The following is a 16075-nucleotide window of genomic DNA, read 5'->3' as shown; positions in this document are numbered from 1 at the left end:
GTCGTGATGGATAAGATTCATATGTGTGGCAGTGAAGGGAAACTTTAACTTTTATGTAATTTGGTAAACTCCCCCTATAACGTGTTTACCTGGGTGCTAGGATTTCTAGCACCCTTTTATTCTTTGGCGTCAGCTAGAGTCCAAGAAAGCATAAATATTATCCCCTTCGTAATAAACTTCAATTGAAACATTTGATATATTCATTAATCTTGCTAATAGCGAGGCGAATAATTATGAAAAATCAATTCATTGATAATGATAAGCATGTTGTTATTGCATCACCATTAGAATTCTCTCCCCCTAAAACATACATAGCTTTTCCATTTGAAGCAGAAACGCCATACGCAATACCTGCATCTAATTGGTCTTTATTCTCCCAGGCTTTACCATCAAAAACCCAAACATTCGAACTAAAGTGTTTAATGAGGCCATTATGGGCATATATATTTCCTTTTATAAAAGCGTCTTGACTACCAAGAAAATATGCTCCGCCAATAACAATTATATTATTGTCAATTTCACCGAGAAAATGCCCAGCTAGACCCTCATGACTTTTACTTATATCAACAATAGATGCACAACTCTCAGAATATTCCAGTTTTCCTTCTTTAAAAAAGTAGCGCTTAGTCTCCAGACTTCTCAGACCAGGCTTCAGTTCCCCTTCAATCAAAGTTACAACATTGTTTTTATGAATTATTCCAGAACCACAATTAGGCTTAAATGGGTTTTCACCAAGAACAGACCAGTGTTCATTACATGGTGTGAATGACCAAATCTTTCTATTCCAATTATAGTTATCTATTGGTTGAGACATAAATCTAGTAATAAGCTCTTTATGTTTGTTAGGCTCTTTTGTTACATCAATTATTGAGATATCAGAAAGGAAATTATTAAAAGTATCCTTATCATACCCTCCGAAAAAAATGACTTCAGTCGGTGATATACTACAACAAGATGCACCAAGAAAGCTGGTAGGAAGTGTTCTCTCTAACCGAGTCCATTGATTGATTTGACTATCAAATACATAACCATCCATTAAAACAGTTGGAAAGCTGTTATTACCCTCTATCCCTGCACCTGAAAAAACATAAAGCTTGTTACCACAGACTGTATAGGTGGCATCATTTCGAGCAATTCCTGGAAAGTCAGCAGCCGACTTCCAACCACTATTCATATCTTTTAGGTCTAAAACAAAAAAAGCATTTCCAGAACTACCAAGCCCTGCATATAATTTGTGACCTATAATTCCACCTACTCCGTGTTTAATTCCTACTGGAAGCTCAGGGAGTAATTTAAATAAGATCGCCATAATACTCTCCTTAATTAATCTATCACTTCAGCATTAGAGCCATTCCAAACCAACATATAAACCTTATAACTTATTTCTTTACTACTTTTTTCTCCGCCGACAATTAAAACTCCCTCTGATGTGGTAAATGAAGCGCCATATGCTAAGCCTTCAGGAAGTGGATTTACCGTTGACCAAATGCCATCTTTTTCTACATAGATATCATCATTAAAGGCCTTAGATAGCCCTTCATGGGCGAACATTTTTCCGCTTTCAAATGCTTGTTTTGCACCATGGAAATTCGCTCCGCCAGCAACCACTGTCACTCCATTTGTCTTACCAGAAAACGCACCTGCAACACCTTCTTGGATATTGCTCGTTTGAGGTGCAGGTAAGGGCAATAAATTTTGCCACGGTTGATCCATTCCAAACTCATATTGCTTAACTTCAGCGGTGCGTAAACCCGGCTTTATCTCACCACTGATGAGAGTCACTTTGTTCCCTTCAATAACGGTTGCGCTACCACAATTAGGGAGATATGGAGACATACCTAAATCACGCCACTCTTGTTTTTCAGGCAAATAACTAATGACGTTTCGGTTCCATTTATAATCCGTAGGCTTCATTCCCATATAATCATCAACAATACGTTGCCATAATTCAGGGTTTACTTGCTTGTCAGTGGTTGATGTGTCACGCAGATAGCGATCAAAATAGGCTTTGTTATAACCACCAAAGAAGAGGATCTGTTTATTGTCTGGCGAATAAGAAGAAGCACCAAGAAGTCCTACAGGCGAGGTAGTGTTCATTTTTTCCCATGAATCTTTCTTGGTATCGTAGCGATATACCGAATCAAACAAAATGGGCGATGGTTCAGACGGCTCCGCTTTGCCAGAACCACCAAAGAGATAAATATCATCCCCCACCACAGATGCTGTCGCTCCACTTCGAGCAGCACCAGTAAAATCAGCAACCTTTTGCCATCCTTGGGATAGCGCTTTTAAATCAAGCGCGTAAAAGTCTTTCCCCAAAGAACCAAGCCCTACATAGATTTTTGTTCCGACTTGTACACCAATCCCATCTTTAAATCCAGCGTGTAAGTCAGGCCATTGATTGTCTGATGTAGCATGACTAAAGGTGGTTACAACAAGCAAAGGTGTATAGATGAGCAGCGTTTTCATGTTCATTGATTTGTCCTTATTTTTATTGCTATCCATGCTCTAAACAGATGTTCTGTGAGCAACGTGATCATTTATATTTCAGGTGTATTTTTGAAGATTTATTTTATAAAAAAATTATTAATGAAGAATATTTTCATTGATATTGCTAAAAAAACCCATCGATGTATTGATGGGTTTAAAACGTCTTTAGTAACCGCTAGCTATCCATTAAAGGTAAAACCACTTCCGCAGTACCAAATACAGATGCCGAGTATTCAGGATAAACATCTAAAAGTGTGTTAATCAAAACATCAACAAGTAACAATGCACCGACTTTGGAAGAAAATGCACCGCCAGTGAGAGGGCCTTCAGGCCTTGCAGCCACTAACATTTCATCAGAAATAGAAGAAAGTGGGCTATGGCTAATATTCGTGAGAGATACGACTGGAACACCGCGTTGATGAGCCTGTGTTGCCGCATGAACTACCTCTTTTGTAGAACCTGAGCTCGATATCGCAAACCATGCATCCCCTACAACACTCTGTCCAGCACTCATTGAGGCAAGATGGGTATCCTCATACATAATCGCTTTTTTGCCGATTCGAACGAGACGGTAAGCAAGGTAACGTCCAACTATGCTAGATGCACCAACACCTACACAGCCAATAAACTGAGCTTTATGGATAAGTTCACAAATACGTTTCAATGATTTTCTGTCGATTAGCTTTGCTGTATCAAGGAGACTTTCTACTGCGCTTTGTGCTGATACATCACATATATCACCATCAATTTTAGGTTGAGAGTTGTTTGCTGCCTGACTTAAATCAACTGCCAATGCCATTCTAAAATCTGAATAGCCTTTGTACCCCATATCTCGACAGAGACGCAGAACCGTCGCTTCACTCGTTTTTGTATTTCGCGCTAAATCAGTAATGGTTTGGTACTGAACATCATGTGCGTTTTCCATCACATAGTCGGCAACCAATCTTAGTTTTTTACTTAACGGCTCAATATTTGATCGCAACCGAACCAGTAAGTTTTTAGGCAAATTCACGGGGCATCCTTAACAATATTTTGGCTACTGATAAAGTATCAAAGACCTGAATCTATTAATACACTATCTCAATGATTTGTTTCTAGATTCTTAAATATGAAGGGAGCATCGCTCCCCTCATTGATGAGAATCAAAATAACGATATAAATCCCGCATCTTTCATTTTCGCAATAACATCTGCTTTCTGTTTATCCGTTAAAGAGCGGATTGGCTGACGAGGATTCCCCGCATCAATACCATGCAGTTGCATAGCAACTTTACCCGCCGCAACGCCACCATATTCAACAAGGACACGAATGATAGCAATCACTTTATCCATTAGAGAAGCGACTTCATCATGTTTACCCTGATTAAAGGCTTCAATGATTTTGAGATATAAAGGCGCAGCGTAGTTGTAAGTACTACCTACTGCACCCACAGCACCAACGGCTAAGCCTGCAGGGAGAAACTCATCAACACCAAATGGCACATCAAACTTTCCGTTAGAAACACGAACGCAACGTTGGTACTCGTACAAATCAGAATTGTTGAACTTCGCACCGGACAAATTCGGAATACGTTGCTCACCTTTGATTAAGAACTGCTCCAGGTCCAGATTTACACCTGACATTCCTGAATGATAGTAGTAGAAGCCTTTAGAAGGCGCTGCCGCAGCAATTTGCGCGCAATATTCTACCAAATCGTCAACGCTTCCTGGTCTAAAGAAACAAGGGCCAATCGCAGATGTTGCCAAAATATCGAGAGTTTCCGCGTGTTCAGTTAAGTTGATTGAGTCAACAATGCTTAAAGCACCAGTGTGTAAAACCAAATCCAGTTTACCGTCCGCAGCTTTTACCCAACGTTCAGCAATCGCTTTTCGCTCTTCAACAGAACAGTGGATTCCTTCTCCCGTGGTACCACATATGTAAGCACCTTTAACACCTTGAGAAATTAGTAACTCAGCAATTTGATCAATCGCACCAAAGTTAACCTTGTTGTCCACTGTAAATGGAGTATGCGGAGCAGCAATCAGGCCTGTTAATTTTTTCATTTCATTTACCTTAATAATTTAATTTTCAGTCGCCAAACTACTGTCCATAACCTAAGAACATTTGAGGTAGTAGTAGGGTGAATTGTGGGAAAATTGCAACAAGAGCCAAAACAATAAACAAAGGCACTAGCAACGGCATTACACCTCTAGTTAATGTATGGAATGGAATGTCACCAACACGTGAAACAACATAGAGAGCCATGCCCATAGGCGGTGTTAGGATGCCAATCATTAGGTTAAGAATTGCCATAACGCCAAAGTGAACCGGGTCAATACCTACAGCTGCAGCCACTGGAACCAAGAACGGAACCAAGAGTAGAAGTAAGGCTAATGACTCAATAAAGGTACCTAAGAACAACAACAATAAGTTGATTAGTAGTAACAATACCAACGGGTTATCGCTGATTGTTAAGAAGTAATCTGCAAGCATTTGTGGCAACTGCTCACGTGCAACGATCCAACCAAATACGGTTACACCCATAACCATTAACGCTACAACTGCCGTAGTGTTTACCGTCTCTTTTAAAATGTCGACCAAGCTGCTTAGAGTAAGTTGTTTATATACCACTAGACCCAAGAATAAAGCATATAGAGATGACACTACCGCGGCTTCTGTTGGAGTAAACTTGCCAGAAAAAATACCACCGATGATGATCACAGGCGTTAAGAGTGACAAGAATGCTTCTTTAAAAGATTTTAGCTGTTCACGACGAGTCGCTTTTGGCAGCGTCATGTACCCACGCTTTTTACAGATGAAGTAACTCATTACCATCAACGCGACACAACACAAAAGACCCGGAATAGCACCCGCTAAAAATAAGGCGCCGATGGATGTATTTGACACAACACCGTAAATAACCAAAGGAACTGAAGGGGGAACTAAAGGACCAATAATACAAGATGCAGCCGTCAAACCACCGGCAAAATCGTCGTCATACTTTGCATCACGCATTGACTTAATCTCAAGTTGTCCTAAACCACCAGCATCAGCTAATGCTGAGCCGGACATACCTGAAAATAACAAGCTCGCCATAATATTTACGTGGCCCAAACTACCCGTAATATGACCAACAAGAGACTTAGCGAAATTAAAAATACGTTCCGTAATACCAGCACTGTTCATTAGGTGTCCGGTTAACACAAAAAAAGGAACCGCTAATAAAGTGAAGTTATCGATACCACCGATCATCTGCTGAGCAGCAAAGTTAATACCTGTGCTATTGGTTAATACTAAAAATACAAGAGCGACAAAAATTAACGAGAAACCAACGGGCATACCTGCAAATAGCAGAGCTAGCCAGCCAAAAATTGAACCAACCATAGTCACTACCTCTCAGCGATTTGCGAGTCATTCATCGATGCAGGTTTTGCACAACCACACAACTCTTTAAAAATATGGAATATTTTTTCCAGTTGTCTGAACACCATAAACACACCACCTAATGGCAGACTGTAGTTCATCCAACTGATTGAAACCCCAAGAGTAATCAATTCAAAGAAAGCATTTCTTTGAACATGCTGATACCCAAGGTAAATGATGGCAGCAATAGAAACTAGAACGGCAAGTTCCAATGATAAAACCAGACACAACCGCACTTTCTCAGGTAGTTTGTCTGAAAAGAAAGTAATGTTTACGTGTGAACTTCGCTTGATGGCGATTGCGCACCCGACTAACGACATATACATAAAGAGAACTCTAGCGAGCTCTTCACTCCATAAGGAAGGATCATTCAGCAACCAGCGAGTACCGATCTGCCAAGTTAATACAACTAGCAGAGAGGCCATCAAAGGTACTGTGATAATTTCTTCTATATTATTGACAATCTTACGTAACATCTTGAACTCCATAGCTGGCCAAACAAGGCCAGCTAAAACATTGAGACATAGACTAATCAATCCATTTACATTGCAGCAAGTTTCTCAACGATAGGTTGGCCAATTTTGCTTTCAAACTCTTTGTAAAGGGGTTGCATCGCTTCACGGAACGGAGCCAGATCTGGGTAAGTCACGGTTACACCTTCGCTTTGGAAGAATGAAACCAGTTCTTCTTCTTGCTTTTTCACAGATGCAGTATGCGCATCACCCGCTTTCTTCACAGCTTTTTGAACCAGTTCTTTCTCTTCGTCAGACAGTTTCTGCCAAGTTGCATCGGCAATAATTACCATCTGGTCGTTCACTATATGGTTTGTCATCGCCAAGTTCTTTTGCACTTCGTAGAACTTCATTGTTTTGATCGTTGGTAGGGGATTTTCTTGTCCATCTACAGCGTTAGTTTGAAGTGCTAGGTAAACTTCTGAGAAAGCCATAGGCGTCGGTGACGCTCCGGAAAGCTTCGCATAGTTCAGATTAGGTTTTGCATTAGGTACACGCAATTTCAGACCTTTAAAGTCTTCAATTGAGTTAAGTGGGCGGTTAGAAGTTGTTTCACGCGTACCGTTATACCAAGTATCCAGCGCTCGCCAGTTAAACTTAGTCAACATCTCTTCACGAATACCTAATCCGAAATCAGAGTCAAACATACGGCGTAAATGGTAAAAATCTTTCGCAACATAAGGGAGCATGACCGCTTCTGCTCGTGGGATCCAAAGACCCATGCGACCAAACTCAGCATAAGTCATATCGAGATCCCCCAGCGTCAATTGCTGAAGCATGGCACGATCATCACCAAGCTGGGCGCTTGGATACAAAGCAAGTTTGATCTCTCCTTGGCTCATTTCTTCTAACGTATCAGCGAGCATCTTTGCAGAGTAATACTCCACAGAGCCCACAGAGGCTTGCATACCCATCTTTAAAGTCGTCGCCGCGTTCACAGAAGCAGCGATACTCAAAGTAAGTAATCCGATAGTAATCTTGTTAATGGTTTTCATATTTTTCCCTTTGTTCTGCCCTGTTACGCCTTGTCTCACCATTTTCAAAAAAAAATTTTATTTAGTTTGAAAAAAATATTCGTTATGAATTATCATTGCAGTGGAGATTATTTTCAAACCACCTTTTCCCAAAGTGTGATGGCGAACGAAATTTGGTTACCAGAGCCCTTTTGTTCATCAAGCCAGGAATCAAAAACGTTTTTAGACAAGAAAAATGAGGCCCGTCGTGAGAAAGAATTTTTTGAACATCGAAGAGTTAAAGCTATTTTTAAACGGCCAAACTGTCGTTTCCATACAACCTGTAACAGGCAGCCCACTCGATAAAACAGATTTCATTGTGGCAATGGCGATCGCCGTCGAACAAACCGGAGCAAAGGCGCTACGCATTGAAGGTGTGAATAATGTCGCTGCTGTATCCGCCGCAGTGACAATTCCGATTATAGGTATCGTTAAACGTGATTTGCCTGATAGCCCCGTTCGAATCACTCCTTTTGTATCAGATGTTGATGGCTTAGCGAATGCTGGCGCAACGGTCATTGCTTTTGATGCCACCAATAGAACACGTCCTGAAAGCCGAGAATGTATTGCGCAAGCCATAAAAAACACTGGATGTTTTGCGATGGCCGATTGCTCCACATTCGAGGATGGATTATGGGCTAATTCACAAGGTGTTGAAATTATTGGCTCAACACTGTCAGGTTATGTCGGAGATATTGAGCCCACAGTTCCAGATTTCCAACTTGTGAAAGCGTTTTCTGAAGCAGGTTTTTTTACCATGGCGGAAGGTCGATACAATACGCCTGAGTTAGCAGCGAAAGCGATTGAGTCTGGTGCGGTTGCCGTAACGGTTGGTTCTGCACTAACTCGGTTGGAAGTAGTGACTCAATGGTTTAATAATGCAACCCAAGCAGCGGGAGAAAGGAAATGCACACACTAGCCATCGATATCGGCGGAACAAAAATAGCATTAGCGATTGTAGAAAATGATATAATTATTCAGCGTTACCAAATGGCAACCCCTGTGGTACAAGACGTCATTGAGTTTGTTCAGGCGATCCTCGAAAAAGTCACTGAATGGATCCCTTCTATCAATTATGTAGGTGTTTCAACGACGGGTTATGTAACGCCAGAAGGTATCACATCTATAAATCCAGAAACTCTTAATTTCCCTGTACCTTTTCCATTAGCTAAAACGCTAGAGCAACTCACTAATAAACCGGTATCAATTCTTAATGATGCCCAAGCAGCAGCGTGGTTTGAATTTGTTCAGTTAAAAGATCCTACCTTAAATATGGCTTTTATTACGGTTTCCACTGGTGTTGGCGGTGGAATCATCATTGGTGGCAAGCTGCACAAAGGAAACAGCGGGTTAGCGGGACACATAGGTCACATGTCGGTCGCTATTGAAGGCCCATTATGCGGATGTGGTCAGCGAGGTTGTGTTGAGTGCATAGCTTCAGGTAACGCGATTCAAAAAGAAAGCGAAGCCATTTTTATCGAGGCAATGAGCAATATTGAGTTATTTCAACAAGCAGCTTTCAACCCAAGAGCAGAAGCGATCATCAATAGAAGTGTACAAGCAGTAGCCACATTGTGCTGTAATCTTAAAGCATGCTTAGATCTGGATATGATTGTTTTAGGCGGTGGAATAGGCCTAGCTGAAGGCTACCTTGGACGCCTCAACAAGGCTATTCAATCTAGACCGTCTGTATTTCACGTCCCTGTTACTCCTGCTCATGGCGATTATGATGCTTGCCTACTCGGAGCAGCATTTCAGTTTAAGGAGTAAACAATGACATTAAAGGCAATTTCAGCTACACGGCTTTTTGATGGTGTTCAGTATTATGAGAATGCGGCAATGATTTGGGAAGGCTCACGCATTCACTCCATTGTTCCTATTGAGTCTCTAACGGTGGATATTGAACATCAACATTTTGATGACACATTAATCGCTCCAGGATTTATTGACTTACAAGTTAATGGTGGTGGCGATGTCATGTTCAATAATGACATGACTCTTGCGGGTATCGATTCGATCTGCCGAGCGCACAGAACCCACGGAACCGCCTATCTGCTTCCAACCTTAATCAGTGCAACACCGGAACACATCAACCATTCACTTGATGCCATTCAAGCTGCAATCGAAAATCAAGTCTCGGGTGTATTGGGTATTCACTTAGAAGGCCCTTGGTTAAACCCAGAAAAGAAAGGCGCTCATAACTCAGATCTGTTTTATTCCCCGACACCCGAACAACTTTCACAGTTTCACTGGCCAACCAAAGGCAAAGTTCTTGTAACGGTCGCGGCTGAAAACCTCTCCATCGATTCTCTAAAGTGGTTAAAGGATCATCATGTTACTCTCTCGTGTGGTCACAGTAATGCCACTACAGCCCAATTAACCACTGAGAAGTTAGCTCTCATTGATGGATTTACCCACTTATTTAATGCCATGTCGCCTTTTGAGAGTCGTGAACCCGGAGTTGTCGGCACAGCATTGAATACCGATCATGCTTGGTGTTCGGTCATAACTGATGGAATTCATGTGCATCCACAAAGCTTTTTACTCGCTAAGCGAATCAAACCTAAAGACAAACTTCTTATTGTTACCGATGCCATGGCTAGCCTTGGCAGTGTGACTAACCAGTTTGAACTGGATGGGGAAACCATTCGCGTCATCGATAATAAACTGGTTAATAGCAGAGGCAATCTTGCGGGAGCACACATCGGGATGGATGAATCGGTTGCCAATGTCATTCGTTGGGGAATCGCGGAAGATGAAGCACTAAGAATGGCCTCGTCTTATCCGGCTCAAGCAATCCATTGTGATGATTTAGGGCAACTAAAACCCAATTATCGCGCCGCCGCTACTGTATTAAACTCCAAATATGAAAGTTTGGCTGTAGTCAGTGAAGGCGTGCTCTACAACTGAGCTATCGATCATACATGCCTATCCGTTATTGACCAGATCGTTCACTATTCCAATGTTCAGCAGAGATAATTGGAATAGCTCTCCCCAAAAATCTATATACCTTTAGGCATTAACTGCACTTTCGTCACTTCTATTCCGACTTCAGTAGCCTTCTCTAACCCAACTACAAACATCTAAGTACGAACAGAACCGCAACGTGTTGATGTCTCATCGATTAAACAACACACAAAAACATTTGTGGAAATTATTTTTTTTGCGATCACCGTTAATGAAGAAAATATTTTTTAATGAGAATCTACAACTGGAGATGTGAACATTTCCAAGCCTTACATTCGATGGAGACTTGTCAATCAAGATGACTTCACAACAGAGAAGCGTATCGATTCACAAGGAAACAGATTCTAATATAAAGGGAGTAGATATGCGTTTCAAAAACGTAAAGAAAACCGCTTTAATGCTTGCTATGTTCGGTATGGCGACAAGCTCAAACGCAGCACTTTTTGACTATAACGCAACGGGTGATACTGAGTTTGACAGCCCTGCCAAACAGGGATGGATGCAAGACAACACGAATAATGGCAGTGGCGTTTTAATCAATACAGATGGAATGTCCGCTTGGTTGGTGCAAGGTAATGGGGGGAGAGCTCAATGGACATATTCTCTCTCTACTAATCAACAGGCCCAGGCATCAAGTTTCGGTTGGCGGATGACGACAGAAATGAAAGTGCTCAGTGGTGGAATGATCACAAACTATTATGCCAACGGCACTCATCGTGTCTTACCTATCATTTCATCAGACACTAGTGGTAACTTGGTTGTTGAATTTGAAGGGCAAACTGGGCGTACTGTTTTGGCCACTGGCGCTGCAGCAACGGAATACCATAAATTTGAATTGGTATTCCATCCAGGAAGTAACCCATCCGCTAGCTTTTATTTTGATAACAAACTCATTCGTGACAACATCCAGCCAACTGTATCAAAACAAAATATGATTGTATGGGGAAATGGCTCATCAAGTACGGATGGTGTCGCAGCCTATCGTGATATTAAGTTTGAAATTCAAGGCGACGTTATCTTCAGAGGCCCAGACCGTATACCATCCATTGTAGCAAGTAGCGTAACACCAGGGATGGTAACCGCATTTGCAGAGAAACGTGTGGGCAGTGGAGATCCCGGTGCTCTGAGTAATACCAATGACATTATCACTCGTACCTCACGAGATGGCGGAATAACTTGGGATGCCGAGCTCAACCTCACTGAACAAATCAATGTCAGTGATGAGTTTGATTTCTCGGATCCTCGGCCTATATATGATCCTTCCACCAACACGGTACTTGTCTCTTATGCTCGATGGCCGACCGATGCCGCTCAAAACGGAGATCGAATAAAACCATGGATGCCAAATGGTATTTTTTACAGCGTCTATGATGTTTCGTCAGGGAACTGGCGAGCGCCTATCGATGTTACCGATCAGGTTAAAGAACGCAGTTTCCAGATCGCAGGTTGGGGTGGTTCCGAGCTGTATCGCCGAAATACCAGCCTAAATAGCCAGCAAGACTGGCAATCAAACGCTAAGATCCGAATTGTTGATGGTGCAGCAAACCAGATACAAGTCGCCGATGGTAGCCGAAAATATGCTTTCACACTGAGTATTGATGAATCAGGCAGTCTGGTCGCTAATCTAAATGGTGTTAGTGATCCAATTATCCTGCAATCCGAACGCGCGAAGGTACACTCTTTCCATGACTACGAACTTCAATATTCGGCGTTACACCGCACCACAACGTTATTCGTTGATGGTCAGCAAATCACAATTTGGGCTGGTCAAGTGTCGCAGGAGAACAACATTCAGTTTGGTAATGCGGATGCCCAAATTGACGGCAGGCTGCATGTGCAAAACATTGCTCTCACACAGCAAGGCCAAAACCTCGTAGAGTTTGATGCTTTCTATTTGGCACAGCAAACACCTGAAGTAGAGAAAGATCTTGAAAAGCTTGGTTGGACAAAAATTAAAACTGGCAACACCATGAGTTTGTATGGAAATGCCAGCGTCAACCCAGGACCTGGTCATGGCATCATCCTTACTCGACAACAAAATATCAGTGGTAGTCAAAACGGCCGCTTGATCTATCCAGCCATTGTACTTGATCGTTTCTTCTTGAACGTCATGTCTATTTACAGTGATGATGGCGGTTCAAACTGGCAAACCGGTTCAACACTCCCTATCCCCTTTCGCTGGAAGAGTTCGAGTATCCTAGAAACTCTCGAACCTAGTGAAGCTGATATGGTTGAACTCCAAAACGGTGATCTACTCCTCACTGCACGCCTTGATTTTAACCAGATCGTTAATGGTCTGAACTATGGCCCACGCCAGCAATTTTTGAGTAAAGATGGCGGAATCACGTGGAGCCTACTTGAGGCTAACAACGCTAACGTCTTTAGCAATATCAGTACTGGTACCGTTGATGCTTCTATTACTCGATTCGAGCAAAGTGACGGTAGCCATTTTTTACTCTTTACTAACCCACAAGGAAATCCTGCAGGGACCAATGGCAGGCAAAATCTAGGCTTATGGTTTAGCTTCGATGAAGGGGTGACATGGAAAGGACCAATTCAACTTGTTAATGGTGCATCGGCATATTCTGATATTTATCAATTGGATTCGGAAAACGCGATTGCCATAGTTGAAACGGATAATTCAAATATGCGAATTCTTCGTCTACCTATCACATTACTAAAACAGAAGCTGACCTTATCGCAAAACTAAGGACAGCTTAACTTATTAAAGCTGATAGCATATCAAATAATGTTATCAGCTTATTTCTCATCAACCGTTTCAAACCAGAACTCACATTTACAAATCAGGCACCTTACACTCTCAGCTATAGTAAATGACGCAGTATAATCACGCCATCATCGTTGTTTAAGACAAGAGTCCATCCACTCATCCACTTCGCTTTCCACCCAGGCAATAGCCCTTTCTCCCAAGCTCACCGACTGTGGAAACTCGCCATCATTCATTTTGCGGTAAATTGCTGAACGGCTTAGTGCGGTCTTTTCCATTACTTCTTTTAGTTTCAGAAATCTCATGGGATGTTCTCCTATATCTTGTTGTCCCATGGGATGAACTGACTCTGTAAAAAATAGTTAAATCAGATCCTTACCTATATTCAAAGCCAATTTAGATATATGTCATCACTGTGAACCTTCCCACTATTGTTAAGGAGCAGGCTATGACTCATTTACCTCGCCACCGCTATCTACTCTCGCAACGAGCTTATGAGCATCGAGTACTGGAAGAAGCAGCAGAGATCCTTGAACAGCGTTATGTGCGCGGTGAAACCTTTGCACGTACGGAAAACACCACGGAATACTTGCGCTGTAAACTTGCTGGATATGAGCACGAAATGTTTGCCGTACTGTTTTTGGATAACCAGCATCGGCTAATTGAATTTAAGGAGCTATTTCGCGGTACGGTCGACGCCGCCAGTGTCTACCCAAGAGAGGTACTAAAGGAGGCACTAAACGTTAACGCAGCAGCGGTGATCTTTGCCCATAACCATCCCTCTGGCGATCCGGAGCCTTCACAAGCCGATAGGCGTATTACTCAGCGCTTAAAAGACACCTTATCACTGGTAGATATTCGTGTGCTAGACCATGTGGTCGTTGGCAAAAGCAGCGTGTCATTTGCAGAAAGGGGCTGGCTATGATTGTGGAAAGCTATCAAACGATCCAGTTAGCTGACAGCTTTTGTCATGCGTTGAGCGCGATACTTCGCCGCTTTGACATCCCACAAGAGGCAGAGCGAATAGTCCTCAACTGTCGAGATCCAAACTATTACCGCTCTCGCCAGGGCCTACATCCGGTCGAAATACAGTTCAAGCGAGAAAACAACGAGTCCCTGTGGTCCATCGCGTTTATCGCCAGTTTTTCTTATCAGAATGACAGGCATGACTCGTTGGATGTCGAGCTCTACTTTCACCTTGCTAACCGTTGGTGTTACCAGCCTGATGCCGGTTCTGCTGATTTAGCTCAACCAGCCGTGCTAGACCTGTTTTATAGCTGGTGCTCCGCATTTGAGCGCCACCTTGCCAAACAAGCCTTGCAAGATATTCAACTCACCATGATTCGCTAACCCAAGGCGATTCTTCTTAATCGAATCTTATTTTTGTTGGAGGCATAACCATGTCTAACATTTTGTTCAAACCCACCCATCTTCCCATTTCCAAACCGTTTCATGCCCTACTCGCTAACATACTTTCTGAACATCAAGCAAAAAGTGAAGTTCAGGCCACCAGCAAAGAGGTTGTCATGAACTTTCGAGACAGTTCTTACAGTGCCGAAGATGGCGGTTTTCATCCGGTAGAAATTGCACTGAGTCAGTCTAGTGATTGCCAATGGAGCATTGAATACATCACGGATTTTGCTTATGTCGGCAACCACTTTCCTGAGCTAGAACGCTGCTTAGATTTTGATTTCCAGCGTGGGGATTTCTTCACCGCCTATCACGGATGGAATCCTATCGTAGGTAACCGTGATGCTCGAGAGCTCTACCAGTTATGGGAGAGTAACTTTCTCGCCTATGTCGCAACGGAAGCCTTTGATGATATTTCATTAACCTCGGCTCCTTAGTTACCCCCATCAAGAAAACCGACAGGTTCATAAAGATAATCACCGTGTTCTGGGGCTTCGCGCTTTCCCAGTTCATCATCTCAACATTGAAAGAGGATCCACAACAATGAAAACCAATGATTTATTCTCGACTCTAGAAAATAACATTCTTCACAACTCGTTAGATTCAACCACGAAAGATAAGTTACTGAGCAACTTATCTTTCCTTCGCAAAGGATCACTGAATATTCTGATCACGGGTGCGACAGGCGCAGGAAAAAGCTCAACCATCAACGCTCTATTTGACATGGCGGTTGCTCAAGTCGGCATCGATAGTGATCCGCACACGGAATCTGTTCAGTGTTACCACTTAAATAATCTCGTGCTATGGGACACTCCAGGGCTTGGAGATGGGATCGATGAGGATAAAAAACACGTACAGGCCATTAAACAGCTTCTCAACAAGCGAGATGACCATGGTCAGTTGGTCATTGATTTAGTTCTCGTGATACTTGATGGCGGCTCTCGCGATCTGGGAACACCATTGAGACTCATCAATGACATTGTTATCCCGCAATTAGGCGATGAAGCCGAAAAACGGCTCATCGTTGCGGTGAATCAAGCCGACGTTGCATTAAAAGGACCTGAGTCATGGAACTACAGCGACAATCTACCAACGGACAAGGCTAAGGCATTTCTGGAGAAACAACAAAACTCGATAGCAAGACGTATACATAAAGCCACACAGATAAATGTGAAGACTCTTTACTTTGTGGCGGGCTACAGTGATGGAGTCAATCGCCAGAGGCCTTACAACCTATCAAAATTGCTTTATACCATTGTCGAAATACTACCAAACAATAAACGAGTAATGCTGGCAAATCGTACCATTTCCAATGATGCAGATAATTGGAAAGATAACGATGCCAGCGACTACAATAAAAAAACCACCTTAAGCCTTTGGGAAGCCATTGTAGAAACAACTTTACAAGGCGCATCTATTGGCTCCGATATCGGATCTATTTTCGGAAAACCAGGCGAGATCTTAGGTAAAGTCGTAGGCTCTGTCGCTGGTCTATTTTTCGGTGGTTTACGATATACATTTGGGTTTTAAATGTAACCATTAAAAAGAGGCTC

Annotated in this window: 16 protein-coding genes; 8 read left to right on the top strand and 8 right to left on the bottom strand. The window is 42.5% G+C overall.

The annotated features are described in order from the left end of the window. Positions 1–241: 241 nt before the first annotated feature. The 7 genes from AACV12_RS01140 to AACV12_RS01110 all read right to left on the bottom strand — a co-directional run bounded on the left by AACV12_RS01140 (position 242) and on the right by AACV12_RS01110 (position 7399). Entirely contained in the window at positions 242–1309 is a 1068-nt protein-coding gene (locus tag AACV12_RS01140) for a YjhT family mutarotase (protein WP_019281737.1), read from the bottom strand. Between the two features lie 14 nt (positions 1310–1323). Then, complete coding sequence (locus AACV12_RS01135) at positions 1324–2475, bottom strand: N-acetylneuraminate epimerase (protein WP_096036140.1); 1152 nt, start codon at positions 2473–2475, stop codon at positions 1324–1326. A gap of 190 nt (positions 2476–2665) precedes the next feature. Continuing rightward, on the bottom strand, positions 2666–3502 hold the full coding sequence (locus AACV12_RS01130) for a MurR/RpiR family transcriptional regulator (protein WP_019281735.1): 837 nt from the start codon (positions 3500–3502) through the stop codon (positions 2666–2668). Positions 3503–3632: 130 nt separating this feature from the next. Then, positions 3633–4532 carry a dihydrodipicolinate synthase family protein gene (locus tag AACV12_RS01125; protein ID WP_170901302.1) on the bottom strand — a complete coding sequence of 300 codons (900 nt, stop codon included), beginning with the start codon at positions 4530–4532 and terminating at the stop codon, positions 3633–3635. A gap of 37 nt (positions 4533–4569) precedes the next feature. Beyond that, positions 4570–5853: a sialic acid TRAP transporter large permease SiaM gene (siaM, locus tag AACV12_RS01120; protein WP_020327936.1), complete on the bottom strand. Its 1284-nt coding sequence runs from the start codon at positions 5851–5853 to the stop codon at positions 4570–4572. A gap of 5 nt (positions 5854–5858) precedes the next feature. Next, positions 5859–6368 (bottom strand): TRAP transporter small permease, encoded by a 510-nt coding sequence (locus tag AACV12_RS01115; protein ID WP_019281733.1) that lies wholly within the window; start codon positions 6366–6368, stop codon positions 5859–5861. A 65-nt stretch (positions 6369–6433) separates the two neighbouring features. Further along, on the bottom strand, positions 6434–7399 hold the full coding sequence (locus AACV12_RS01110; protein ID WP_019281732.1) for a sialic acid TRAP transporter substrate-binding protein SiaP: 966 nt from the start codon (positions 7397–7399) through the stop codon (positions 6434–6436). 214 nt (positions 7400–7613) lie between these two features. Between AACV12_RS01110 and AACV12_RS01105 the strand changes: the two genes are divergently transcribed. From AACV12_RS01105 to AACV12_RS01090, 4 genes are all read left to right on the top strand, one after another. Further along, entirely contained in the window at positions 7614–8336 is a 723-nt protein-coding gene (locus AACV12_RS01105) for a putative N-acetylmannosamine-6-phosphate 2-epimerase (RefSeq protein ID WP_096036137.1), read from the top strand. After that, positions 8324–9187 carry an N-acetylmannosamine kinase gene (locus tag AACV12_RS01100; RefSeq protein ID WP_170901300.1) on the top strand — a complete coding sequence of 288 codons (864 nt, stop codon included), beginning with the start codon at positions 8324–8326 and terminating at the stop codon, positions 9185–9187. Before AACV12_RS01105 ends, AACV12_RS01100 begins: the two co-directional genes overlap by 13 nt. Before the next feature lie 3 nt (positions 9188–9190). After that, positions 9191–10327, top strand: a complete 1137-nt coding sequence (gene nagA / locus AACV12_RS01095; RefSeq protein ID WP_170901299.1) for an N-acetylglucosamine-6-phosphate deacetylase — start codon at positions 9191–9193, stop codon at positions 10325–10327. A gap of 421 nt (positions 10328–10748) precedes the next feature. Further along, positions 10749–13094 (top strand): sialidase family protein, encoded by a 2346-nt coding sequence (locus tag AACV12_RS01090; protein WP_170901297.1) that lies wholly within the window; start codon positions 10749–10751, stop codon positions 13092–13094. 146 nt (positions 13095–13240) lie between these two features. Here AACV12_RS01090 and AACV12_RS01085 read toward each other — a convergent pair whose 3' ends face one another. Then, a complete protein-coding gene (locus tag AACV12_RS01085; RefSeq protein WP_019830038.1) occupies positions 13241–13417 on the bottom strand; it encodes an AlpA family transcriptional regulator in 177 nt (58 codons plus the stop codon). Between the two features lie 143 nt (positions 13418–13560). Here AACV12_RS01085 and radC point away from each other — a divergent pair, with 143 nt between their 5' ends. The 4 genes from radC (at position 13561) to AACV12_RS01065 (ending at position 16052) form a co-directional block, all read left to right on the top strand. Continuing rightward, a complete protein-coding gene (gene radC, locus AACV12_RS01080; protein ID WP_170901295.1) occupies positions 13561–14037 on the top strand; it encodes a RadC family protein in 477 nt (158 codons plus the stop codon). Then, positions 14034–14462 (top strand): DUF2787 domain-containing protein, encoded by a 429-nt coding sequence (locus AACV12_RS01075; RefSeq protein WP_170901293.1) that lies wholly within the window; start codon positions 14034–14036, stop codon positions 14460–14462. The genes radC and AACV12_RS01075 overlap by 4 nt, the downstream gene beginning before the upstream one ends. A 50-nt stretch (positions 14463–14512) precedes the next feature. Continuing rightward, a complete protein-coding gene (locus AACV12_RS01070) occupies positions 14513–14959 on the top strand; it encodes a DUF2787 domain-containing protein (protein WP_170901291.1) in 447 nt (148 codons plus the stop codon). A gap of 106 nt (positions 14960–15065) precedes the next feature. Next, on the top strand, positions 15066–16052 hold the full coding sequence (locus AACV12_RS01065) for a GTPase family protein (RefSeq protein ID WP_170901289.1): 987 nt from the start codon (positions 15066–15068) through the stop codon (positions 16050–16052). The last annotated feature ends 23 nt before the right edge of the window (positions 16053–16075 follow it).

The sequence above is a fragment of the Vibrio sp. 2-2(8) genome (assembly GCF_963888495.1).
Taxonomy (GTDB): domain Bacteria; phylum Pseudomonadota; class Gammaproteobacteria; order Enterobacterales; family Vibrionaceae; genus Vibrio; species Vibrio anguillarum.
The sequence above is the reverse complement of the archived record's forward strand: the minus strand, read 5'-3'. Positions and strand labels throughout refer to the sequence as shown.